Here is a 26358-nt window from a genome sequence, read left to right as displayed (position 1 = left end):
CGGATTGTTAATAAAAAAAATTTAAACTAATTTGCACACGTTAACAAAATGTGTATGGAGGAGTCGGAAATGAAATTAAATAGGGAAACTTTTAAAGAGTACAAACAATATCCAGAAAAAGTTTTACAATTCGGAGAAGGTAACTTCTTAAGAGCATTTGTAGATTGGCAAATAGATAAAATGAATAAAGAAGCAGATTTTAACGGTAGTGTAGTTGTAGTACAACCTATAGAATTTGGTTTAGTTGATAAATTAAATGAACAAGACGGATTATACACACTTTATTTACAAGGAATAAAGGATGGAAAGGCTGTTAAAGAACATGAAGTTATAAACAGCATTAGCAGAGGAATAAATCCATATACTCAATATGATGAATACTTAAGAGTTGCAGAAAACCCAGAATTAAGATTTATAATATCAAACACAACTGAAGCAGGAATAGCTTTTGATGAAAATGATAAGTTAGAAGACAGACCACAAAAAAGCTTCCCAGGTAAATTAACAGCTTTACTATACAACAGATTTAAGGCTTTTGCTGGAGCTAAAGAAAAAGGTCTAATAATAATACCATGTGAACTAATCGATAAAAATGGTGAAAAACTTAAAGCTATAATCCTTAAGTATGCTGAACTTTGGAACTTAGGTGAAGAATTTGTAGCTTGGATAAATGAAGCTAACACTTTCTGTGGAAGTTTAGTTGACAGAATTGTACCTGGATATCCAAGAGATACAATAAAAGAAATAACAGAAGAATTAGGATATGAAGATAACCTAGTAAATGTTGGAGAACAATTCCATCTGTGGGTAATTGAAGGACCAGCATGGATCGGAAATGAATTACCAGTTGCAAAAGCAGGTCTTAACACTATATTTGTTGAAGATATGACTCCATACAGAACAAGAAAGGTTAGAATATTAAATGGTGCCCATACTGCTTTAGTACCAGTATCGTATCTTTATGGATTAGAAACAGTTGGTGAATCAGTTGATCATGAAGTTATAGGTCAGTTTATAAAGGGAGTTGTTTATGGCGAAATAATCCCTACATTAGATTTACCACAAGAAGAGTTAGAGTACTTTGCAGGTGCAGTACTTGAAAGATTCCAAAACCCATTTGTAAATCACTATTTAATGAGCATAGCATTAAACTCAATGTCTAAGTTTGAAACTAGAGATTTACCTTCATTACTAGAATACATAAACAGAAAAGGAGAACTTCCTAAGAAATTAGTATTCTCACTTGCTGCTTTAATAGAGTTCTATAAAGGTAAGAGAGGCGAAGAAGCTATAGCTCTAGCTGATGATGCAGATATATTAGATTTATATAAAACTGCATGGGGAAGCTGCGATGGTAGTGAAGCTGGATTAAGAAGTGTTGTTACTACAGTTCTTGGATATGAAAAGAATTGGAAGATGAACTTAAATGAAGTTAAAGGCTTAACTGACGCTGTTACTTATTACCTTGCTAAAATAGAAACACTAGGAATTAAGGAAGCACTTAAAGAAGTTATGTAATTAAGAAGAAAAGAGGTAATTTCATGAAAAGTGTTCTTAAAATAAATGAAAATGATAATGTAGTTGTAGCATTAATGGACTTAGATAAAGATCAAACTATAGAAGTAGACGGAAAAGTTATTACTCTAAAAGAAGACGTTAAAAGAGGCCATAAAATTGCTATAAAAGAAATAGGCGTTGACGAAGACATAGTAAAGTATGGATTTCCAATAGGTCATGCAATTACTCCTGTATTAGAAGGACAATGGATTCATACACACAACACTAAAACTAATCTTGACGGAATAAAAGATTATAGCTTCAATCAAAAATTATTGGATAACATTTATAAGAATCAAGCTTTAACATTCAAAGGTTATAAGAGAGCAAACGGCAGTGTTGGGATAAGAAATGAACTATGGATTGTTCCGACAGTTGGATGTGTAAATGGAATGGCAGACAGAATGTTAGATAGGCTTAAGAAGGAAATTGAAGAATTAGGAATAGATAATACTCTAGTACTTAAGCACAATTATGGATGTTCACAGCTTGGTGATGACCATGTGACTACAAGAACTATACTAGGTGATGCTGTAAAACATCCAAATGCAGGTGGAGTTTTAGTTCTTGGTCTTGGTTGTGAAAACAATAATATGGTTGATTTCAAAAAATCTTTAGGTGAATATGATGAGAACAGAGTTAAGTTTCTAGTTTCACAAGAAGTTTCTGATGAACTAGAAGAAGGCGTGAAACTATTAAAAGAGCTATATGAAAATATGAAGAATGATGTTAGGGAAGAAGTTCCACTATCTGAATTAAAAGTAGGACTTAAGTGTGGAGGATCCGATGGATTCTCAGGAATTACTGCAAATCCTCTAGTAGGGAGATTTTCAGATTTCCTTGTAGCACAAGGTGGAACTACTATTTTAACAGAAGTTCCTGAAATGTTTGGAGCAGAAACACTGCTTATGGATAGAGCTTTAGACGAAGAAGTATTTGATAAAGTAGTTCACTTAATAAACGATTTTAAGGAATACTTTATAAGATATGATCAACCAGTATATGAAAATCCTTCACCAGGAAACAAGGCTGGTGGTATAACAACTCTTGAAGATAAATCTTTAGGTTGCACACAAAAAGCTGGTACAGCTACAGTAGTGGATGTGCTTAAATATGGTGAAACACTTAAGGAAAAAGGATTAAACTTGTTAAGTGCACCAGGAAATGACTTAGTTGCTGCTTCTGCTTTAGCATCGGCAGGTTGTCAAATGGTACTATTCACAACTGGTAGAGGAACTCCATTTGGATCCTATGTTCCTACATTAAAGATATCAACAAATACACAATTATTTGAACTTAAACCTCACTGGATTGACTTTAATGCAGGAAGTCTTCTCGAAGATAAGAACTCAGAAGAAGTTCTTAAGGAATTCATCGACTACATAATAAGTGTAGCTAGTGGAGAACTTGCAAATAATGAAAAAAATGATTTTAGAGAATTAGCTATATTCAAAACAGGTGTAACTCTTTAATCAAAAGTGTAAATAAGGAGAATTAGATGAAAAGAATACAAGTAGTACAAAAAATAACTGAATGTGGTGTTGTAGCTGTTATAAGAGCTGAATCAAAAGAGCAAGCAATCAAAATTATAGATGCAGTTAAAAAAGGCGGAATAAAAGCTTTAGAAATAACTATGACAGTACCAGGTGCTGTTGAAATAATAAAAGAAATATCAGAAATCTACAAAAATGAAGATCTAATTATAGGAGCAGGGACAGTTCTTGATCCAGAAACAGCTAGAGCATGTATACTTGCAGGAGCAGAATTTATAGTAAGCCCTTATTTTGATGCAGAAACTGTTAAACTATGTAATAGATATAGAATAGCAGTAATGCCAGGAATAATGACAGTTAAAGAAGCTGTTGAAGCTTTAGAATACGGTGTTGAAGTATTAAAGGTGTTCCCAGGAAATGCTTATGGTCCTTCAATAATAAGTTCATTTAAAGGTCCTTTACCACAAGCTAACTTCATGCCAACAGGTGGCGTAAACCTAGACAATATAAAGGATTGGGTAAAAGCAGGAGCTGTAGCAGTTGGAACAGGTTCTGACTTAACTAAAGGTGCTAAGACTGGTGATTATGAACTAGTTACAGAAACAGCTGAAAAGTTTGTTGAAGCATTAAGAAAAGCAAGAGAAGCTTAATACAAATAAAACAAAAATTGAGAGCAGGTGTAAACATAGATGGAAGTATTAACTTTTGGTGAAACTATGGTGCTTTTCAATCCAGAATCTAATGGACCGCTAAGATATGTTAATAGTTTTGGTAAGTCTGTAGGTGGAGCGGATTCTAACGTGGCTGCAGCACTTTCAAGACTTGGACACGATGTAGCATGGTTTTCAAAATTAGGTAAAGATGAATTTGGAAGACAAATTTTAAATGTAGTAAGAGGAGAAGGTGTTGATACCTCTAGAGTTAAATTTGATACTGAGGCAAGTACGGGTATCATGTTTAAGGAAAGAATAGGTGGAGACAATCCTAGTGTTTATTATTATAGAAAAGGTTCTGCAGCAAGCAGACTTTCTGTAGAAGATATAGATGTAGAGTATATAAAGCAAGCTAAGATAATCCATATTACTGGTATAACACCAGCATTATCTGAAAGCGCAAGAGCAATGGTTTTTGAAATTTTAAAGATAGCAAAAGAAAATGGTATAACAGTTTCTTTTGATCCTAATATAAGATTAAAATTATGGACTATTGAGGAAGCAAAGCCAGTGCTTTTAGAAATTGCTAAGATGGCAGATATAATTTTTCCTGGTGCTGATGAAGGTGGACTTCTTCTAGGAACCACAGATGAAAAAGAGATAGCTGAAAAGTTTATAGCTATGGGAGCGAAAATAGTAGCTGTAAAGCTTGGTGCTGATGGCTGTTATGTTGCTGATAAAGATGGAGGAGTATATGTTTCTGGCTTTAAGATAGAAAAGCTAGTAGATACTGCTGGAGCAGGGGATGGATTTGCTGCAGGATTTTTATCAGGAGTACTTAAGGGACTAAACTTAAGCGAGTGCGGAACTCAAGGTAACGCAGTAGGTGCAATGGCAACTCTTGTTCAAGGTGACATGGAAGCATACCCATATGAAGAACAGCTTATGACCTTTATGGGTAAGAAAAAAGTAGTAGATAGATAAGAAGACAGATAATCCCTGAGAGGATTACGATTCTTAAGGATAAATAGTATATTATAAGAAAATGTTTTGGACGAACATGGTAAAAAAGCTTGAAATTTTTCAAGCTTTTTTTACTGCATAAAAATATAGAATTTTCAATTTAGCTAAATCCACATATCTCAATGACTTTAGAATATTTTTATTGCTATACAGTAAAAAATAAAACTTATTCGCCTGCCAAATTTTCCTCATATACATTCGGAAAGGCAGATGCGTTAAAAAAGCTCACTGAAGAAGGGCGCTTCAGCGACTTTTTTATATCTATAAAAATATTTTAAATTCCTATTGACCTTTACGCTACGTATAAGTTTATAGTATAGATATCAGGAGGTGGTACACATGGAATACACAGTTCAAAAGTTAGCTCATTTAGCAGGTGTCAGTGCACGAACACTTAGATATTATGATGAGATAGGGATTCTTAAGCCGGCAAGAGTCAATTCATCTGGATATCGGATATATGGTCAAGAAGAGGTAGATAGGCTTCAGCAAATACTTTTTTATAAAGAGCTTGGAGTAGATCTAGATAAAATCAAAGATATAATAACAGCACCTTCTTTTGACGGAGCTGAAGCGCTAAAGGAGCACCGTGTAAAGCTTCTTGAGAGAAAAATGCAGTTAGATCTTTTAATTGTAAATGTTGATAAGACCATTGAGTCTATGGAAGGGAGAATTACTATGAGTAATAAAGAAAAATTTGAAGGCTTTAAACAAAAGCTAGTTGATGATAATGAAAAGAAATATGGCAAGGAAATTCGTGAGAAATACGGAGATGAAGCTGTAAATAAATCTAATAATAAAATTAAAAATATGACTGAAGAGGAACATGAGAAAATTACTGCGCTTACAAATGAGGTTGCTGAAACATTGGCGGCAGCATTTAAGACAGGAGACCCAGCAGGAGAATTAGCACAGAAAGCAGCTGATCTACACAAACAGTGGTTATGTTTCTATTGGGATAAATACAGTAAAGAAGCTCACGCAGGAGTAGCTCAGATGTATGTAGATGATGAGAGATTTACTCAATATTATGATAAGGAACAGCCAGGTACTGCAGAGTTTTTAAGAGATGCTATCCTTATATATACAGGGATGAAAAAATAGTATAAATATTAAAGGTTACAGATTGATATATCTGTAACCTTTTTTGCTATCTAAGAAAACATAAGATTTATATGTAAGCTGAAACTAGAGATTTTAATGATTTTAGAAGGGCTCAAAGATGTACAGCAAAAAATAAAACTTATTCGCTGCCAAATTTTCCTTCTATGCATTTGGAAAGGCGGATGCGCAAAAAAATCACTGAAGAAGGTCTTTTAGCTGTTTTTTCACTGTATATAAAGTGAGTTTTATCAAAAGATAAACACATGAACTTTTAGATAAGATAGGAGACAATATGAAGAACAAACATGATATCAGATTATTTATTGCTTTGACATGGGTCATTTCTTTTGTATTTATGTGGTGTTTCTTCTATTTATTATTACCTAGGAATAGATTTAAAGAACAATTAGACATAATTGAGAAGAATGTTATAGAAAGTCGATGGGATGAAGCAAGGGTCTCTATGGATGAGTTGAAAAAAATATATGAAAGAAATAGAACTATAATTCAGATTAATAATGCTACAGAGGCATTTGTTACATTTGACTCAATGATAGGTCAGTTGGATGATGCTATAGAGAACAAGCAAGAGTTGGCTGGAGAATTTATCGGGGGACTAAGATATTATACAGATTTTGTGATAAAAGCTTTTGCTGGGCCTTAATTTCATGAGAAAATAACCACTTAGGAGGAGTAAAATGATTGATGTCGTATCTTTTAGCATAAGAGTAGTAATAATTTTCTATTTTACTTACCTTTGCACTAGATCACTTACAAAAAAAGCCATGGCTCAAATGACAGCTTATGAAATTGCAGGGATTATGATATTAGCTAATGTAGCAGCGGAACCTTTAGTAGATAAGGTCACAGTTAAATCTGTATATGGAACAGGGTTATTGGTTGTTTTAATGGCATTAAGTACTAGACTGGCTTTAAAAAATAAATTTAATCATATAATGGAACATGGTCCGAGTATAATCATGGATAAAGGAAAACTTGATATGAAAGCTTTGAGTGCATTAGGTATAAGCCTCAATCAACTTGAGGGATTACTTAGACAACAAGGATATGATAAGATGTCTGATTTAGATACAATAATAATGGAGCCACAGGGTAATATTTCAGCATTTCCTAAAGCTGAAAATAAACCTGTTACTTTAAAAGATTTAAACATAGTAGATAATACCCAAGGGATAACAATACCTTTAATAATGGATGGAGATATAATTTATACTAATATTAAGCATATAAAAAAGACTAAGGAATGGCTGATTGAAGAACTGAATAAGCAAGGGATTTACGATTATAAAAATGAAGTGGGGATAGCAGAACTTGATCCTGAATGGAAACTAATTGTGTTAAAAAAATAGAGTTATAGGAATGGATACCTATAACTCTTTAAGGCTTTGTTATGATATACAGAAATGTTTACTGTATATTATTTTTTCGTACCTTCAATTTTTTGTTCAGTTGTTGATTTCTTTTGAGAAAACTCTAAATTATCGAAGGCAGTTGCATTTATAACACTATTATCTGAATCAATATATTCAATCTCTATCTTATCACCAGGCTGTGTTAGTGCTAGTTCACTAGATGCGTCCGAACTTACAACAAAGACAACATCAGATTTTTCTTTAACTATTATATGATAGAAAGTTGTTTTATCTATGTTTTCCTGACCAATCCTTAAAACAGTATCTTGTTCATGATTAACTTTTCCAGAAGAATTTAATGATGAAGAGCTGCCTTTTCCTGTAAGTGCTTTTGTATAATCTGATAATGCTTGTTTAGTAGTTTCACCAACTCCAACAAGGTTATAGTCTTGTACACTAATCATTCCATACATTCTAACTATTCCATCTTTATCCTTAAGAGTAGTAAAATAAGTAGGGATATTCTCTATATTTATTAATATTGGAGAAGTTGCAGTATAGCCCATATTTTGAACTTTTCCTTCTGCTGATTTTATACTTGCAGATTCGGTAGCTCCTGAGGTTTTATACAAAGTTGTTTCGTGGGTTTTCATATTTGTCAAAGTGAATCCTATAGTTGCACTATCTTTACCTACAGAAGTAAGTCCAGTATAAAAATAGCAATTACCTTTGTCGTATATTATTTCTCCATCATCAGTGGTCTTTAGCTTGTCGTTCTTAGTAAACCACTGATAGCCTTTTATATATTCTCCATATAAATTCAATTGATCTTTAATGATTTCTTCCGGTTGTATTCTATCTACCCACTTTGGAGTATTATCAACATCATAGTTATCAACTTGTCCAGTCTGAGCATTTACTATACAAGTACCTATAACATTTTCTCCAGAAAAACCAATAGTGTTTTTATATCTACTAATAACCCAATAAGGAGTTCCATTATCATCTATCTCAAATGAGAAGTCTGTTAGTCCAGTGAATTCATTACCTTTATAGTACGCATGTCTTTTAAGATCATCGCCTAAAAATGCATTTGGTTGATATTTTAAAGAAATAGGCTTGTTGTTTAACTCCTTCACAAAGGTAACGTCATCGGCATTTGTAGCACTTACAACTATATATCCTGGAGTTCCTTCACGGTTGCTGACCCAGCTGAAAAAACCAGAATGAAGCAAAGGCACAACCCAGCAAAGTTTATCTTTAACTATTTGTTTTACTGGATCACCAGTTACAACTTGGCTACCTATTGCTCCAGCTTCACCTAGCTTCTTTTCTGCTAATTTCTCTGCATAAGCTTTATCTACAACAGGTAGTTGAGTTATGTCGATTGGAGATATGTCTTTTGAAAATTCCTGCTCTTTTATAGTTCCGATTAAGCTTTTATAAGACTTAGATCTAAACATACCACTTGTTGATACACAATAACCTATAAATAGTATTATTGTAAGTGGTATTAATAAAAGGACTAGCTTCTTCTCTGAGAAACCTGAAAAGAGTATTGAGAAAATTATGATTGCTATGGATATAAATAATGTAGTGGAAAAAAAGCTAAGAGATAGTGGCATTAAAAAGATAAAATGAAAACATAATGCAACTAAAGCAAAGAAAATTATTGCCGCCACACGCAGTTTAGAGTTAAATTCTTTTTTCATAGTAAGTCTCCTTATTATATGTTTAAAGTTTATACTTATAAGCTTAATATCTTACTTAAAGTATAAGTAGAGCGAGTATGTTCAATTTTAACATAATTTGTAGAAAAATCAAATAACCTATCCTAGCAACAAATACACGAAGAAGTTTTGTTAGATGTATCTCTTGAAATAGGATATAATTGTAGATTGAATTGATTAAAATACAGATATTTTGGTATCATAAACAATTTTTTTCTGTCCAGTTTAAAATATTTGAAAATATTTCTTTTCTATCAGTTTCATTTGTTAGTTCATGTCTTTTACCAACATATAATTTGATATTAACATTTTCTAACTTTACGTTTTTATATAGATTATATAAGTTTTTTACCCATTTGCCATAGTTCCCAACTGGGTCGTCATCTCCAGATATAATTAATATAGGAAGATCCTTAGGTATTTCTTTTAATCTATTAGTTATATAGAGATTTTTCAGGCCTTTAAGGAAGTAATAATAAAAACCGCAGGTTGATATATTTCCACATAGAGGATCATTTTCGTAGTTCTTTATTTCTATCTCATCTGTGGTAAGCCATGAAAACTTTGAAGCAGAGTTTTTAATTTTTTTATTATAATTGTAAAAGCTTAAAAAATCTAATAGCTTGCTTTCTTTATTTTCGCCAAAGATATTTTTTTGGATGTAGGCTGCAATAATTCCAGCATCAACATCTAGCCCCTTTCTCATTGCAGAGCCAGAAAGTATTATACCTGAAAGTTCATTTCCATATCGTATAATGTATTCCTGTCCTACAAAAGAACCAAAACTATGAGCAAAAAAGATTATTGGAAGATTCATATGATTGTTTTTGATTAGGCTTAGTATAACGTGTTGATCCTCTACAATTTTATTAAAGCCATCTTTACCAATATATCCAAGATTGTGTTCATCAGTTTTGCCATGGCCTCTATGATCTCCTGCATAGACAATAAAACCATGAGAGTTAAGAAACTTGGCAAGTTCTTCATATCTACCAGCATGCTCAGCCATGCCATGAACGATTTGGATGACCCCTTTTGGAGAACTAACATCATCCCAACAATATATAAATATTTGTTTATTATCCTTTGTGTTAATAAAAAGGCTATCTTTCGCATTTTTATTTTTCATTTAGATCAATCCTTTCTAGGATATAGAATACAATCAATTTTAATGGATTCAATGGTGAAGTCAAATAGCGTAAGCTTAATAAAAATGAAGATTTTATATTATAAGTTAGTATATATGGCTTAAGGCAGTCAAAACTCTATATATTCATATAAATATTTAAACTAGTGATGTTAAAGTTCTTAGTTTAAATTAAGTGGTTAGGCACTCCGTGTTTTAATTAGTCTTTCAAAAGATTAGTAAAGAATTCCTATGTGTAAATTAATAGTTGAGCTTGGAACTCTGTATGATTAATCAATGAAGAAATAAAGTTTTTTAGAACTTACATAGTGTTGTAAAAGACGAGTTTATAACTCAATAATAAAAGATATGTAATGTTTGATGATTAATAAATAATATAAGTAACTAAAATATTTAAAATAATGTTTACAAATTGACATTATGATTATATAATAAAGATATAAAAATTAGTAATTATTTCTAATAATTATAATTACTAAACTCAAAAGGCGAATATTTTACTCACTGTTATCTACAGTAGCTAACATAATACATTTCTATAATTTAATTCTAAATAACTTATTTTCTACTTGTATTTCTACTAAATCACAATAGTAAAACAACAAAATCAATATTAAACAAAAGAAAATGAAATGTTTTAATAAAATAGAACTGGTATATACATCTATATATATAAACCTCTTTTTAAAAATTATCTTTTATAGCTATATCTAAAAATACAATATCAAATCTTATAGAGATACTAATAAAAAAGTCTAACCTTAATAAATACCTTATAAAAAAGCGACCTATAAAATCATATAAATTTAATATTTGAAAGGAGTTTTTTATGAAAAGGAAGCTTAAACTAATTTCCTCACTTCTTGTGGCAATGGTATTTACTTTCTTAGTATTACCATCCTTTAGCGCCCTTGCCGCACCGGCCCTTAACAGCCGACTTCTTGTAGGATACTGGCATAATTTTGACAATGGGACAGGCATAATAAGACTTAGAAATGTTTCAACCAAATGGGATGTTGTCAATGTCGCTTTTGCAAGTTCAGCTAGTGACAATAGTACCATGACTTTTGCACCAGTAACAGGAACTGATGCAGATTTTAAGTCGGATATAGCTTATTTAAACAGCATAGGTAAGAAGGTTGTATTATCAGTAGGTGGTCAAAATGGAGTAGTTCTCTTACCAGATGCTGCAGCAAAAACTAGATTTGTTAACTCAATGATATCTATAATCGATAAATATGGTTTCAATGGTATAGATATAGACCTTGAAACTGGTATGTCTCTAAATGGAGGAGATAGTGATTTTAAAAATCCAACAACTCCACAAATGGTAAATCTGATAGCTGCAATAAAAGAGTTATATGCTCACTATGGATCTAACTTTATAGTTAGTATGGCACCTGAAACTGCATATGTTCAAGGTGGTTTTGGAACTTATGGCGGTATATGGGGAGGTTATCTTCCTCTTATATATGGTGTAAGAGATATATTAACTTATATACATGTACAACATTATAATTCAGGTTCATGCTATGGGTTAGATGGTAAGGTTTATACTCAAGGAACTGCTGACTTTGAAGTAGCTCTAGCAGAAATGTTATTGCATGGCTTCCCAGTAGGAGGAAATTCAAATAATGTATTCCCTGCATTAAGGCAAGATCAAGTAATGATCGGTTTACCAGCTAGCTCAGGTGCAGCACCAAGTGGAGGATATATAAATCCTACAGAGATGAAAAAAGCACTTGATTATTTAATAAAAGGACAATCTTATGGCGGAACTTACAAACTTGCAAACCCTCAAGGCTATGCTAACTTTAGAGGATTAATGGCTTGGTCAATAAATTGGGATGCATATACCGGATATGAGTTCACTAATAATTATCGTGCTTACTTTGATGGATTAAGTACAAACCCAGTAGTACCAGCTGTTCCAACAGGTTTAGCTGCCACTTCTGCAAGTACATCACAGATAAACGTATCCTGGAATACAGTATCAAACGCAACAAGCTATGATCTTGAAATTGATGGAGCAGTAGTAACTAATGTTACAAGTCCTTATGCACACAAAAACCTAGCAGCAGGTTCTACTCATACTTATAGAGTAAGAGCAGTAAATTCAGTTGGAGCAAGCGCTTGGAGTACAGCTGTATCTGCTAAGACTGCTTCTACAGTTACAGTACCAGCAGTTCCAACAGGTCTAACAGCAACAGCTGCAAGTACATCACAAATAAATGTAACTTGGAGTTCAGTATCAAATGCAACAAGTTATGATATAGAAGTAGACGGAACTGTAATAACAAATGTTACAAGTCCATATGCACACAAGAACTTAGCAGCAGGTTCTACTCATACTTATAGAGTAAGAGCTGTGAACTCAGCTGGAGCAAGTGCATGGAGTACATCTGTATCTGCTAAAACTCAGACTTCTACAGGAGTTACGGCATGGGCACCAAATACTTACTATGCAGTAGGAGCTTTAGTAACCTACAATGGTGTTACTTATAAGTGTATACAAGCTCATACCTCATTAGTAGGTTGGGAACCACCAAATGTGCCTGCACTTTGGCAAGCACAATAAAAAGGATAAATGAAAGGGGTTAAAAAATGAAAAAATTATCTTTGAAAAAGATACTTTCTATTGCTGTTTCTTTATCTGTTTTATCTTTAGCAGCGCCTACTTTTGCCGGCGCTACAGCTTCAGCTAGTACTAATAGCACCTTGTCTACCCAAGCAGCAGCTGCTAAGAGATTTGTTGTATATTTTCCAAACTGGGGAATGTATAGTGCTGCACATAATAGCATGTCTGTTGATAATATTCCTTGGGATAAGGTTACAGTTGTAAATCATGCATTTTTTACAGTGGATTCAACTTATAAGTTAGCAAGTACTGATGAGTATGCTGATTATCAAGCAACATTCCCTCATTCAGGTGGATGGAATCCTGGTGATCTAAGAGGACATTTTGGAGAGTATAAATACTATAAATCACTTTATCCAAATGTAAAGATACTTGTTTCAATTGGTGGATGGACAAGAGGAGAGAACTTCCATGCTATGGCAAGTACTGCAGCTAATAGAGCTACTTTTATAAATAGTGTAGTCTCTTTCTTAAAACAATATCCTTTTATTGATGGTATAGATATCGATTGGGAGTATCCAGGAGTTAACAGAACACCTGCATCAGGAGACCAGTATGATAGAGGATGTCCAGGTGGGCCAGAGGATAAACAAAATTATACTTCTTTGATGCAAGAGATAAGACAGGCGTATAACAACAATGGATTATCAGGAAAGTTATTGACTATAGCAGCTCCAGGAGGATATGACAAAGTAGATCTAACTCAACCAGATTTATACAGTCAGTATCTAGATTGGATAAATGTTATGACTTATGATATCCATGGTGCTTTTGAAAATACTACAAATCACCAATCAGCTATATATGCAAATCCAAATGATCCTTCACCTACATCACCAATAGATATAAAGAACAAATATAATACAGACTATATAATGAAGTATTTTGTAAGTAAATATCATGTACCAGCTGATAAATTAAATGCTGGATCACCATTCTATTCAAGAGGTTGGAAGAATGTTGATAAGACTACTGGAACTAATGGCTTATTTGCAAATGCAAGTGGAGCTCCTGTAGGTAATCTTGATGATCCAAACAATCCAGGTGGACAAAATTCTTATAGCCAAATGCTACAATTAGAAAAAACATCAGGGTATGTAAAATATAGAGATAGCTATTCCCAAGTCCCATGGTTGTACAATTCTTCATTAGGTATAATGTATACTTACGAAGACACTAGATCAGCTGCTGCAAGATGTGATTATGTTATAAATAATGGGTTTGGTGGTGTAATCGCTTGGGATATATCAAATGATGACCCAGCTACTGGAATGCCTCTTACTAGTACTATTGCTTCTAAGCTTGGAATTGGTGGAACAGTGACTCCAACTGCACCAACAGCACCAACAGGCTTAACAGCAACAGCTGCAAGTACTTCACAGATTAACGTAACTTGGGGCTCAGTATCAAATGCAACAAGTTATGATATAGAAGTTGATGGAACAGTAATCACAAATGTGACAAGTCCTTACGCACATAATAATCTAGCTGCAGGATCAACTCATTCCTATAGGGTAAGAGCAGTAAATTCAGTGGGAACAAGTGCATGGAGTACATCTGTATCTGCTAAGACTTCAACTACAGTAACAGTACCAGCTGTACCAACTGGCTTAGCAGCAACAGCTGAAAGTACTTCACAGATAAATGTGACTTGGAGTACAGTATCAAATGCAACAAGTTATGATATAGAAGTTGATGGAGTTGTAGTAACTAATGTGACAAGTCCTTATGCTCATAAGAACTTAGCTGCGAGCTCAACTCATACTTATAGGGTAAGAGCAGTAAATTCAGCTGGGGTAAGTGCATGGAGCAGTTCTGTATCAGCAAAGACTCAAGCATCAACAGGAATTTCTGCATGGGCACCTAATACAGCATATGCGGTAGGCGCGTTAGTTACCTATAATGGAGTTACTTATAAGTGCATACAGGCCCATACCTCATTAGTAGGCTGGGAACCACCAAATGTACCAGCACTTTGGCAGGCACAATAAATAGTTAATAAATAATAAAAATCTCTGTAAATCTAAGTTTATAGATCTACAGAGATTTTTGTATATATTAATTTTTTGCGCAAGCTCATTAAGGATGTATAACCACTTAATTTAAATGGTGCTTTACGCCTACAATCTAAATTTAGAAATCATTGAAACTAGATTGTCTACAGTTTCTTTTGATCTATTAGACTGAGCTATGACTTCAGTTGCCATTTCAACAATATTAGTAGTTTTTTCTGCAATACTTGTCATTCCCATTGCACCTTCGTTAGTTGCACTACTAACTTCAGTGATTGATCTAGTAACATCCTGAATAGATGCAAGTAGTTCCTCAGTTGTAGAACTTAGATCTGTAACTAGATCATTAAATGTTAATGAATCTGCGTTATACTGATCTCCAGTATTAACAAGTTTTTCGTAGTCAGGAATTACTTGCTTCTCCATATAACCTAGTACATCTACAGAGCTTTCTCTTAATTTGTTAACAGCAGTTATAACAGAAGCTGTTACGTTTTGAATTTCCATAGCACTTTGCTTTGAAACTTCTGCTAGCTTTCTTATTTCGTCAGCAACAACTGCGAATCCTTTTCCTGATTCTCCAGCTCTTGCAGCTTCGATTGCTGCATTCAAAGCAAGTAGGTTGGTTTGTGATGAGATCTCTAATATGCTTGAAGTTAATGAGTTAATTTGTTCAACAGCTTTAACTTCATTAAGTGATGCCTTTAAGTTACTATCAAGAGATACTAATATTTGTTGTGATTTTTTCTGAGATTCAACAGCCTCAGATTTTAATGCAGTAGCACGACCACTAATTTCTCTTGAAGAAGTAACTCCTTCCTCTGACTTGCCGGCAATATTTTCAACAGCTTTTTCAATTTCTAAGGTAGATGCATTCATTTCTTCAGTAGCTGCTGATGTTTCTTCCATACCAGCAGATAATTGCTCAACTGTCTTTGATATATCTTCTAGTTCCAGTCCTAAGCTTGTCATGTTAGAATTAGATTTATCAACCATTATATTTACGGATTTAGTGGAAGAGATAACATCTGTTAAAGTTTGTCTAAATTCTTTTCTTGAAGTTCCTTCAGCTTTAATTATTTGACCAAACTCATCTTTATCTTCTAAATATTGTGTATAACTATCATCATATTTAAGATCAAAATCAGCAGTTTTATTAATTAAAGAAATAGCAATTTTTGCTCTTCTATTGATGTTAATTATTAAAGCTATGCCTAAAAGTAAGGAAATTACTAAGGTAGATATAGAAACAGTCATAATTATATTTTTTATACTTTGTACAGAACTTGCACTATTAAAGATAACCTGCTTACCATAATCGTCTAAGATTTCCTCCATTTGATTTATATTACTTCTTGCTGAATTAAAAGCATCTAAATATTGCTTCTTATCCTTTAAAGTATTTGTTTCAGGATCGTAAAGACTTGTCCATGAATTAAAATCTTTATTAAAGTTATCATAAAGCTGAAAAACATTTAAATTTGAATCTTTATGAGTTAGTTTACTTAAGGTGGCTTTATCTCTGTTTAGTATATCGATTGCTAACTTAACTCTATCTTGAGTTTGCTTTAAATTTTCAGTATAATCACTTTTCAAGCTTTTAAGATCAGAGCCTTTATCTGGACTTTCTAATTCTGATTCAGCATCCAATGCCTGATAAAAATCCCTATCTGCATTTAGTAGCCAATATTCACTTTGGTGTACATTATCATACAAATCTGATACCAACTTTTTATTTATTGAATCAATATCAACCAATGAGAGAGCAGATACGAAAAATAATGATACTACTGGGATAAGCAAGATTAAGCTCATCTTTCCACCTAATTTTATGTTGTTAATTTTAATGAATTTAGACATATAATCCCCCAAATTTGAAATTTAGAATTAATAAAAAAATATTTATATAGTTTTAAAATACCAATGAAAATCTAGTGTTCTATATTACAATTTTCGTAGAATTTCTACAAAACTTTATTTTGAATACTAGTAAATAGTGGGAGGGAAAGTATAATTTAATAAGATTTGTGGATAATTATGAGTAAAAAACTTAAAGTATAATATAAGTTAAAGAATAAAAAAGAAGAATATGTTGCCTATAAGTTTACGGGTATGTATTTGGAAAGGCAGATGTGCAAGAAAATCATTAAAGAAAGTCGCTTCAGTGATTTTTTCATTAAAAGAGTTTATAGTATAATATTAAATAGTTGATTGCTATAAAAATATATTAATTAGCATGTGGAGAGTTGAATAATGAAGAAGGATTTTTTACTTGAAGAAGAATTGTATAAGCCTGTTAGAGAATATCTATCAAGCATTGGATATGATGTTAAAGCTGAAGTCGGCAATTGTGATGTTTTTGCAATGAAAGACAGCAAAGTAGCTGTAGTGGAGCTCAAAAAAGGCTTAACCATAGAATTATTGGTGCAAGCTACCAATAGACAAAAATTTGCTGACTTAGTATATGTAGCTATCCCAAAGCCTAAAATTAATTTTTTCAGTAAGAAGTGGAAAGATATATGTAATTTAATAAAAAGACTACAACTCGGACTTATATTAGTTTCTAAAAAAGACAATGAGTACTCGGTAAAGATTGCTATAGAACCAGCTCCTTTCGACATAAAGAAAAGCATAAACTCAGGAAAGAAAAAAAGAAATAGTTTAGTGAAAGAATTTAAAGGACGAAGTCTTGAAGATAATGTTGGAGGCAGCAGAGGTAAGAAGCTAATGACAGCATATAGAGAGCAGACTATAAAGATAGCAGAATATATGATGGAAAATGGTCCGACTTCTGCCGCGAATCTTTCAAAAGTTGGGTTCGAACATAAGAAAACTTATTCTATTCTTTATAAGAATTATTATGGGTGGTTTAAGAAATTGGACAAGGGAAAATATGAGTTAAGTGAAGCAGGAGTAGAGGAACTTAAGAAGAGATCTTTGCTAACAGGTTAGCTGTGTGTTGTCTTGATAGTATATTTTGGTGTCATACATAACTGATAGTTGAAGCTTACACCCTTTAAATAGAAACCATGTATAGATAGGATAATAACACCTTTCATATACATGGTTTTATTTAATGAAGCTAATAAGTTTTAGTTTTGTAGAGTGTTATTACTATTTTTATATTTTGAAATAAATATACTTACGAAAATAAAAATACAATAACCTACTGCAGCTCCTAATGAGTTTAAAATCAAATCATCTATATCCACAATTCTGCCGAAGGCTAGTCCTGAATAGTTTTCTAAAAATTGCATTGTTTCTATACATAAAGAAACAATGAAACCTAATATAAAACTCTTCTTAATGGAATGTACTTTACTTGTAAGTAAAGGTAGCAGCATCCCCATAGGCATTAAAAGAATAAAGTTTCCACCAACATTTTTAATTAAAAGTTTGATTTGAAATGCTACTGAAAAATTGTGCTGTCCCATCTCAGAAAGCTCCCTTGCTATATCAGTAAATGGAACGTAATTTACTGACATAACATTATCATATATAGGCGGCGATCCATAAAAATAGATTGTAATAGGTAACAGTGTTACCCCAGCAACAGCTAAAATATATAAAGTAAAAATAAATCTTATAAGTTCTTTCCTAAAAGATATCTCCTTATCACTTTTTTTACTTATAAAAATTCTAATACAAAGAACAAATAAGTAAATAGGTATTATAGTTATAAAAAGAATTGTTCCTTTGAATATGTATCCTTTGGCCATATTTCAATACTCCTTTAAAATTACTTTCCTTGAAACAATAAATTAACTGTAAAGCTACCATTATAAAGTTCCAATGTAAATTATTATACCATTAATCTTCGTATTTGTGTATTTATGGTATTATAACATTAATTGTAATAGATCCAGTAATGCTGTGGCAATAATGGAGTAACTCGGAAGTGAATAATATATCCTCAAATATGATGAAATATGTAGGAAGTTATTCAATAGATAAATAATTTAAAAAATTGGAACATTTACTTTAAATTTGGATTTATGTGTTATAATTTCTACGGCTTAACAATGTACATCTAAAGAAGTGCTACTTCAATCAAAAAGTCATTTTAAGAATAATTGCGTGTTTTGAATTCTTTTATGACGTGGAAAAGACAGAAGATATAAAGTAGTAAATCTGTAGATGTATGTAACTAATTAAAATATCGGGGGGATAAAAATGTTATTAGTTCCGAAGTCTGTAACCTGCATGAAAGGATATACAAAGGAACAATTTACAAAGGATTTTATTTCAGGAATTATTGTTGCTATCATTGCACTACCTTTATCTATTGCGTTAGCTATTGCCTCAGGAGTATCACCTGAAAAGGGGCTCTACACAGCGATAATTGGAGGGTTTATTGTATCTTTGCTTGGGGGAAGTAGAGTGCAAATAGGTGGACCTACAGGTGCTTTTGTAGTTATAGTATATGGAATAATACAAAAATATGGATTAGATGGGCTTATAGTTTCTACTATAATGGCGGGGATTTTCTTAATAATAATCGGAGCGTTAAAGCTAGGTAGTTTTATTAAGTTTATACCATCTTCAATTACAACTGGATTTACAAGTGGAATTGCCATCACAATTTTCTCAACTCAGATTAAGGATTTGCTTGGACTAAAAATACAATCAGTACCTTCAGAGTTTATAGGCAAATGGGAAGCTTACATTAAAAATATGGGAACCATCAATATATCAAGTGCTCTTATAGCATTGCTTACACTTGCTATTATAATTGCATGGCCTAAAATAAATAAAAAAATACCAGGAACTTTTGTTGCTATAATAATAGTAACTATAATTACTGTTGTATTTAATCTGCCAATCAACACGATAGGAAAACAATTTGGACATATATCTTCTTCTTTGCCAAGTTTTTCAATGCCAAAAATAAGTATGAAGATGATAAATGAACTTTTAATGCCATCTTTGACAATAGCTATTCTTGGAGGTGTAGAATCATTACTTTCTGCGGTAGTAGCAGATGGAATGATTGGAGGAAAGCATCGTTCAAATATGGAGCTTATTGCTCAGGGAACTGCTAATATTTTTTCTGCAGCCTTTGGTGGAATTCCTGTCACTGGCGCAATAGCAAGAACTGCCGCTAATGTTAAGAATGGTGGAAGAACCCCTGTTGCAGGAATGGTTCATTCACTTGGATTACTTGCTATATTGTTAGTCTGTATGCCATATGTAAAGTTAGTTCCAATGTCAGCCTTAGCAGCTGTGTTAGTTATGGTATCTTACAATATGGGAGAATGGTCTGCTTTTAAAGATATATTTAAAGCTCCCAAAAGTGATTCTTTAGTTTTCATTGTTACGTTTATCCTAACAATTGTATTAGATTTAGTTGTAGCAATTGGTGTGGGTGTGGTTTTAGCCTCACTATTGTTTATGAAGAAGATGGCCGAAGTAACAGAAGTAAAATACATATTGGATGACGATGTAAATGAATATGAAGAAAGTCTTACAAATAATCAGGAAGGTTTAGAAGAAGGGGTTGCAGTATTTGAAATTACAGGTCCATTTTTCTTTGGAGCTGCAAATAAGTTTGTCAGTGCCATAAAAGAAATGGGAGATCCACCTAGAACCTTGATAATAAAAATGAGTAAAGTTCCATATATGGATTCTACTGCATACCATTCTTTCGAAATGCTGATTGATATATGTAAAAGTAATAATACAACACTTAAGATTATGGATGTACAAGAACAACCAATGAAAATGCTCAGAAAATATGGCTTTATAGATATAATCGGAGAAGAAAATATATGTGATAACATAGGACAATCTATGTTTGAAGAAAATGAAAAGGTAAGCTAAGGGAGGATGAAACACTTCAATCCGAAATATATTTTCAAAACTCCTCTGGATTCTGAGAGGACAATTTGAAAATATAAATTAACTATGAAGTGGTTCATCTAAGGATGAAACGAAAAGGTGGTCTAGAAGTAAATTATTATTTTACTTTTAGACCACCTTTTATTTTGGTACATCCAACCTTAAGTTATTTAAATTTATTAGTTCCCCAAACCCCAGTAAGGATAAGTATAGATCCAATTAGGTGATATATATGAAAGCTTTCTTTTAAAATTAAAACACCAGCAACTATTGAAACTATTGTTGACACATTGGAGAAAACAGACATTTTTGAAGCCTGAATCTTTGAAAGGGTAAAGTTAGTTAAAAAGTATGCGATTATGGAAGATAGTATCCCTAAATATAAAATAGAAGCTATAAAGGTCTTGTTTTGTAGAGGTTCAAAGTAGCGGTGAATATCTCCATTTATTGATACATCTATTAAGTTCATTATAGTAAAACAGAGTGCTGCAAAAAACATCATAAAATATGTAATTTCAACTGGAGTATAATGCTTGGATACTTTTCTTGATATTATTGTATAAAAACCAGCTGAAGTAACTGCTCCAAGTAATAATAATATTCCTAAGGGGGAAGTTTCTTGTCCACTAGTACTGCTCATAATTCCGATTAAAGCAACCCCAAGTACAGAAACTATTATAAAAATTACTCTTGTTATAGAAGGAACTTCATTTAATATATAAATACCTAATAAGGTTACTGCAATTGGTATCAATGAGAGCATAAGCCCAGAAACAGATGAAGAGGCGTTTTTAACACCGAAAGTTTCAAATATAAAGTACACTACTGGCTCCGCGAGTCCTAGGAGAAGTAACCCACCTAGAGGTTTTTTTCTGTAGTCTACTTTTATTATCCTAAAGATTATTAATACAGTCATAACCAAAAAAGCAAGTAAAAAACGAAATGATACAAGCATAAAAGGGCTTGCTACAGTGAGTGCTTGTTTTGAAAATAAAAAACTAAGACCAAAAATTGTAGAACTAATAGATACTGATATATAAGGCAATAAAGTATTTTTCTTATCCATTAAATATAATCTCCTTAAAGTCAAAATATATATAAATATATTAATTCATATTTGCAAATTCTATAAATGTAGCTTCAATTGATTAAAATCATGTTTTTAAGAAAACAATAATCACAAGAATTTATTATATTTTAATAGATTATATGTGTCAAACATCGGTAATTTGATATTTGGCGTAATTGTCTTATAAAGAAAAGTGATATATAGTACATTTATTGAGGTGGGACAACTACTTGCTGCCTATTAAGGTAGTATGTGTAATAAAATGGGGGTATACAATGAAGAATATTTTAAAAGTATTTAAAAGAGATATGAAAAGTATAGCAAAGAATCCAATTGCGTTACTAATCGTTGGAGGATTATGCATTATTCCTTCTTTATATGCATGGGTTAATATAAAAGCCTGTTGGGATCCATATGAAAATACAAGCACTATACCGGTAGCTGTGGTAAATAACGATAAAAAGGTAACTTTTAAAGGGAAGGAAATAAATATTGGTGAAGAAGTTATCAAAAAACTTAAAGATAACAAAAAAATAGGATGGACATTTGTAAATTCTAAATCTGCAAGCTTAGGTGTAGTTGATGGCACTTATTATGCTGCTATTGAGATACCAGAAGATTTTTCTTCAAGTTTTATAAGTGTTTTATCAGATAATCCTAAAAAACCTCAAATAAATTATAAAGTAGATACAAAGGCTAATCCTGTTGCAACTAAGATTACAGGTGTTGCTAAAAATACATTGACTGAAGAAATAACTGCAAATTTCGTAGAGACAGTAAATGAAACTATATTTTCATCGTTAAATGATGTAGGGCAAAATGCTGAGAAAAATAAACAAGATATAATAAAATTAAAAGATAACATAATTGATATGAATAAAAATATGGATCTTATTCTGAGTACACTTCAAAACATTAATACTAGATCTGGAGACTTAAGTAAATTTTTAACTGAAATAAAATCAACGATGCCTTCAATAAGCAGTGGGCTTAGTGCTGTGATAGAAAGCAATGAAAACAATAAAAGCTTAATAAAATCTACTCAAAATTCAATGAATAATTCTTTTGATAACATCAATACGACTTTAAATAATTCACAGGCTTCAGTATATAGGATTCAAGCTTCGATGAAGGAACTAAATACAATAACCTCTGATACTGCAGTTTCGCAAACCAATTCAATTATTGGTCAGGTTACTATGGAAATAAGTAATATAAGTAATGGAATTAGTTCTACTGTAGATTTTCTTCAAAAGGTGAATGAAGCAAGTCCGAATGGTGAAGTGACTAAGATGATTGCATCATTAAAAAATATTCAAACTTCATTAAATGATGAGAAAAGTAGATTAGAAAATGCAAGAACGCAGATAAACGAAGCAAATAAAATTAATAAGAATATGATTGACTCAATAAATAACGGAATAACTGATATAAATACTGAAATAATTAGTGCAACCAAAGAATATAATGCAAGTGCTAGAACTTCATTAAACACTATTGCTAATAATCTAGTAACGGCAACAAATGATGCTACCGACTTACTAAAGTCAGCTCAAGACCTTAACAATCAAATAGATAAACTTATGAATACAGCAATTGATGGTACAAATCTAGCAAATAAAGTATCTGGTGACATGAATTATAGATTGCTTGAATTTAAAGATACCATAAGTAAACTGAGCGAAAAGTTACAACTTGTAAATAACAATGACCTTGTCCAAATAATAAGCATTTTACAAAGTAATCCTAAGTTTATGGGAGATTTTATAGCAGACCCTATTAATCTAAAAGAAGAAGCAATAAATGCAATACCTAACTATGGTTCAGCAATGGCACCTATATATACTGTTCTAGCTTTATGGGTTGGATGTTTATTACTAACTTCATTATTAAAGACCACTGTAGTACCTTTCGAAGGTAGTGAAAATATAACACTGAGAGAAAAACATTTTGGGAAAATGCTAACATTTATTACTCTGGCATCCATACAGGCTTTTATTATGTCAGTAGGAGATAAAGTATTATTGAATGTCTATACAGTTAGCACACCTTTAATGATAATATTTGCAATCGTATCGTCTATAACTTTTGCTATAATAACCTTCACTTTGGTTTCGATATTAGGTAATATTGGTAAGGCTATAGCCATAGTATTCATGATAATACAACTTGCTGGCAGTGGAGGAACATATCCAATTCAGGTAGACCCTTTGATTTTTAGAATACTTCAACCTCTATTTCCTTTTACCTATAGTGTAGGCGGTTTTAGAGAAGCAATAGCTGGACCGCTAATAAGTAGTGTGGTGTTAGATTTTACTATGCTACTAATCATAGCTATAGTATTTATTTTGATAGGCTTCTTTTTTAAAGAACCTTTGCATAATAAAATTCATAAATTTGAAATGAGATTTGAAGAGTCTGGCATTGGAGAATAAAAATTTAAGGAGTTAATTATGAGGAAAGTTTTTAAAGTATTTAAGAGAGATTTGAAAAGTATATTGAAAAATCCTGCTGCTTTAGTTATTGTAGTAGGACTGTGTATTTTACCATCTCTTTACGCTTGGATAAATATAAAAGCTTGCTGGGATCCTTATGCAAACACAGGAAATTTACCAGTGGCTGTAGTAAATAGTGATGAAGGAACAACATTTAATGGTAAAAATATAAATGCTGGAGAACAGATTGTTTCTGAATTAAAGAAGAACAAATCGATTGGATGGGTTTTTGTGGATCAGTGGCAAGGCAACTACGGGCTAAACGAAGGTAAATATTATGCCTTAATAGAAATCCCTTCGGATTTCTCAAAGGGACTTGTGAGCCTTACTACAGTTACTCCAAAAAAACCAGATATCATATACAGAGTTAACCAAAAGTTAAATGCAATTGCAGCAAAAATTACAAATGCAGCAAAGGATCAAGTTGCAAGAAATATTAAAAGCAATTTTGTAGATACAGTAAACAAAGAAGCACTTAAAACCATTAATTCCGTCGGTGAAGAGTTTAATATAAACAAAGCTCAGATAATCCAACTTAAGGATACAATGACAGAAGCAAATGGTGATATAGATGGAATAAAAAAGTACATATCAGAAGCAAATTCTAACTCAGAACAACTTCAAAAATATTTAAATGATGTAAAAACAAAATTACCAAAGATAACAGAGCAGATAAATAGTCTACAAAAAGCAACCGAGGCAAGTAAAGATCTTACTATTGCAACAAAACAAAGCATAAGTTCATTGGCTTCGACTTTAAATAATGATATAGGGAAAATTCAAAGCATAAATAATCAAAATCAAATGCTTTTGCAGAAATTAAAAGATATAAATAATGGAACAAGTACAGATAATATCATCTCAATAATAGGAGAGATGTCTAATATAATGGATGACTTAGATAAACTAGTAGATGCTGATATTAAGAGTTTAGATGCAGTAAATCAAAATCATCCAAACAGTCAGATTACAGCAGTTATAAATTCACTAAAATCATTAAAAGTTATAATAGGAATAGAAAAAAGTAATCTAGATAGTTTAAAAACATCAATAAATAGCGGGTCATCTAAGGAAAGTATAAATGCATCTTTAGATCAAATCTCTAAAATAAGTAGCGATTTGTCTAATCAAGTTGTTGGTGTATCAAATAGTTTTTATTCAAATGGAATCTCAGTTCTAAATAGTATTGCTGATAGTATGACTGCAAGCTTGGATAACATGAATTCAATCCTAGAGTCTACAAAAGTTATAGTTCCGCAATTAGACGCACTTGCTAACTTTGGTATAGCAAGCAGTAAAGCATCAGTAGAACAGGCTAATGATCTAAATAACAAGCTTTCTGCACTACAAATTGAATTAGGTAAATTAAGTGATAAGATGAAGGATTTAAATAGTGATAACATAGATCAGATAATAAAGCTTATGAAAATGAATCCTGATGAGATAGCTGGTTTTATTTCTTCTCCTATAAATGTAAATGAGACAGATGTATACGATGCTGGAATATTTGGGGTTGGGCTTACTCCATTTTACACAGTATTAGCTATATGGGTTGGAGCATTATTGTTATCATCTTTACTGACTGTGGAGGCCAAGGACTTTGAAGATGGAGAAAAAATGAACCTTATGCAAAGGCATTTTGGAAAGATGCTATTATTTCTAATGATCTCTATGATTCAAGCTGTAATAGTTACTTTAGGAGATAAATACATTTTAGGGGTAAAACCAGTAGATATGAGACTTATGATTATTTTTGCATTATTATCTGCTGTAACCTTCACAATCATAATATTCACCTTAGTATCTATATTCGGGAATGTAGGAAAAGCTATTGCTGTAGTAATAATGGTATTTCAAATTGCAGGAGCAGGTGGCATATACCCAATTCAGACAAATCCTAAGATATTTGGAGTATTACAGCCGTTATGGCCTTTTACCTACGCCATAAATGGATTTAGGGAAGCTATAGCTGGTCCAATTTGGGATACTGTTTATAAAAACCTAATTGCACTATTTATGTTTTCGTTTATTTTTATTATGATTTCTGTCCTTAAGAAACCATTTCATAAGTTAACTGAATTTATGGAACATAAATTTAAGGAAGCCGGAATTTAATATTGAAGAAGTCACTATTAGTTTAACTAATATTAAATATATTTAGATGAACTAATAGTGTCTTTTTATGATATTATAAAATATATGTAAAAATTATAATAATACACCATA

The 26358-nt window shown here is 32.1% G+C and carries 18 protein-coding genes; 13 read left to right on the top strand and 5 right to left on the bottom strand.

Features of this window, described 5'->3' with window-relative positions:
• The first annotated feature begins 69 nt into the window (after window positions 1-69).
• The 7 genes from bsdtw1_RS16110 (at window position 70) to bsdtw1_RS16080 (ending at window position 7200) form a co-directional block, all read left to right on the top strand.
• Entirely contained in the window at window positions 70-1518 is a 1449-nt protein-coding gene (locus bsdtw1_RS16110) for a tagaturonate reductase (RefSeq protein ID WP_183278578.1), read from the top strand.
• Between the two features lie 23 nt (window positions 1519-1541).
• Window positions 1542-3029: a UxaA family hydrolase gene (locus bsdtw1_RS16105; protein ID WP_183278577.1), complete on the top strand. Its 1488-nt coding sequence runs from the start codon at window positions 1542-1544 to the stop codon at window positions 3027-3029.
• A gap of 26 nt (window positions 3030-3055) precedes the next feature.
• Window positions 3056-3700 (top strand): bifunctional 4-hydroxy-2-oxoglutarate aldolase/2-dehydro-3-deoxy-phosphogluconate aldolase, encoded by a 645-nt coding sequence (locus tag bsdtw1_RS16100; protein WP_183278576.1) that lies wholly within the window; start codon window positions 3056-3058, stop codon window positions 3698-3700.
• A 39-nt stretch (window positions 3701-3739) separates the two neighbouring features.
• Entirely contained in the window at window positions 3740-4687 is a 948-nt protein-coding gene (locus bsdtw1_RS16095; RefSeq protein WP_183278575.1) for a sugar kinase, read from the top strand.
• A gap of 378 nt (window positions 4688-5065) precedes the next feature.
• Complete coding sequence (locus tag bsdtw1_RS16090; RefSeq protein WP_183278574.1) at window positions 5066-5830, top strand: MerR family transcriptional regulator; 765 nt, start codon at window positions 5066-5068, stop codon at window positions 5828-5830.
• 292 nt (window positions 5831-6122) lie between these two features.
• Entirely contained in the window at window positions 6123-6494 is a 372-nt protein-coding gene (locus bsdtw1_RS16085) for a hypothetical protein (protein ID WP_183278573.1), read from the top strand.
• Window positions 6495-6528: 34 nt separating this feature from the next.
• The gene (locus bsdtw1_RS16080) at window positions 6529-7200 is read left to right on the top strand and encodes a DUF421 domain-containing protein (protein ID WP_183278572.1); all 672 of its coding nucleotides are present in this window, start codon (window positions 6529-6531) and stop codon (window positions 7198-7200) included.
• A gap of 68 nt (window positions 7201-7268) precedes the next feature.
• Here bsdtw1_RS16080 and bsdtw1_RS16075 read toward each other — a convergent pair whose 3' ends face one another.
• Together bsdtw1_RS16075 and bsdtw1_RS16070 are read right to left on the bottom strand one after the other, a co-directional pair.
• Window positions 7269-8915 (bottom strand): cell shape-determining protein, encoded by a 1647-nt coding sequence (locus bsdtw1_RS16075; RefSeq protein WP_183278571.1) that lies wholly within the window; start codon window positions 8913-8915, stop codon window positions 7269-7271.
• A gap of 217 nt (window positions 8916-9132) precedes the next feature.
• On the bottom strand, window positions 9133-10062 hold the full coding sequence (locus bsdtw1_RS16070; protein WP_183278570.1) for an alpha/beta hydrolase: 930 nt from the start codon (window positions 10060-10062) through the stop codon (window positions 9133-9135).
• A gap of 847 nt (window positions 10063-10909) precedes the next feature.
• Between bsdtw1_RS16070 and bsdtw1_RS16065 the strand changes: the two genes are divergently transcribed.
• Together bsdtw1_RS16065 and bsdtw1_RS16060 are read left to right on the top strand one after the other, a co-directional pair.
• Window positions 10910-12658 (top strand): carbohydrate-binding protein, encoded by a 1749-nt coding sequence (locus tag bsdtw1_RS16065; protein ID WP_183278569.1) that lies wholly within the window; start codon window positions 10910-10912, stop codon window positions 12656-12658.
• Window positions 12659-12684: 26 nt separating this feature from the next.
• The gene (locus tag bsdtw1_RS16060; RefSeq protein WP_183278568.1) at window positions 12685-14709 is read left to right on the top strand and encodes a glycosyl hydrolase family 18 protein; all 2025 of its coding nucleotides are present in this window, start codon (window positions 12685-12687) and stop codon (window positions 14707-14709) included.
• Window positions 14710-14838: 129 nt separating this feature from the next.
• Here the strand turns inward: bsdtw1_RS16060 and bsdtw1_RS16055 are convergent, their stop codons facing one another.
• On the bottom strand, window positions 14839-16590 hold the full coding sequence (locus bsdtw1_RS16055; protein WP_183278567.1) for a methyl-accepting chemotaxis protein: 1752 nt from the start codon (window positions 16588-16590) through the stop codon (window positions 14839-14841).
• 393 nt (window positions 16591-16983) lie between these two features.
• On the opposite strand from bsdtw1_RS16055, the gene bsdtw1_RS16050 reads away from it, so the two are divergent.
• On the top strand, window positions 16984-17682 hold the full coding sequence (locus tag bsdtw1_RS16050) for a DUF2161 family putative PD-(D/E)XK-type phosphodiesterase (RefSeq protein WP_183278566.1): 699 nt from the start codon (window positions 16984-16986) through the stop codon (window positions 17680-17682).
• A 140-nt stretch (window positions 17683-17822) separates the two neighbouring features.
• Here the strand turns inward: bsdtw1_RS16050 and bsdtw1_RS16045 are convergent, their stop codons facing one another.
• Complete coding sequence (locus bsdtw1_RS16045) at window positions 17823-18449, bottom strand: VanZ family protein (RefSeq protein ID WP_183278565.1); 627 nt, start codon at window positions 18447-18449, stop codon at window positions 17823-17825.
• 454 nt (window positions 18450-18903) lie between these two features.
• Between bsdtw1_RS16045 and bsdtw1_RS16040 the strand changes: the two genes are divergently transcribed.
• Window positions 18904-20550 (top strand): SulP family inorganic anion transporter, encoded by a 1647-nt coding sequence (locus tag bsdtw1_RS16040; protein WP_244638177.1) that lies wholly within the window; start codon window positions 18904-18906, stop codon window positions 20548-20550.
• Between the two features lie 184 nt (window positions 20551-20734).
• Here bsdtw1_RS16040 and bsdtw1_RS16035 read toward each other — a convergent pair whose 3' ends face one another.
• Window positions 20735-21634 carry a DMT family transporter gene (locus bsdtw1_RS16035; protein WP_183278564.1) on the bottom strand — a complete coding sequence of 300 codons (900 nt, stop codon included), beginning with the start codon at window positions 21632-21634 and terminating at the stop codon, window positions 20735-20737.
• A gap of 278 nt (window positions 21635-21912) precedes the next feature.
• Here bsdtw1_RS16035 and bsdtw1_RS16030 point away from each other — a divergent pair, with 278 nt between their 5' ends.
• Together bsdtw1_RS16030 and bsdtw1_RS16025 are read left to right on the top strand one after the other, a co-directional pair.
• The gene (locus tag bsdtw1_RS16030) at window positions 21913-24072 is read left to right on the top strand and encodes a YhgE/Pip domain-containing protein (protein WP_183278563.1); all 2160 of its coding nucleotides are present in this window, start codon (window positions 21913-21915) and stop codon (window positions 24070-24072) included.
• 18 nt (window positions 24073-24090) lie between these two features.
• Window positions 24091-26247 (top strand): YhgE/Pip domain-containing protein, encoded by a 2157-nt coding sequence (locus tag bsdtw1_RS16025; RefSeq protein WP_183278562.1) that lies wholly within the window; start codon window positions 24091-24093, stop codon window positions 26245-26247.
• Window positions 26248-26358: the final 111 nt, after the last annotated feature.

Source organism: Clostridium fungisolvens (assembly GCF_014193895.1).
Classification (GTDB): Bacteria; Bacillota; Clostridia; order Clostridiales; family Clostridiaceae; genus Clostridium_AR; species Clostridium_AR fungisolvens.
The sequence above is the reverse complement of the archived record's forward strand: the minus strand, read 5'-3'. Positions and strand labels throughout refer to the sequence as shown.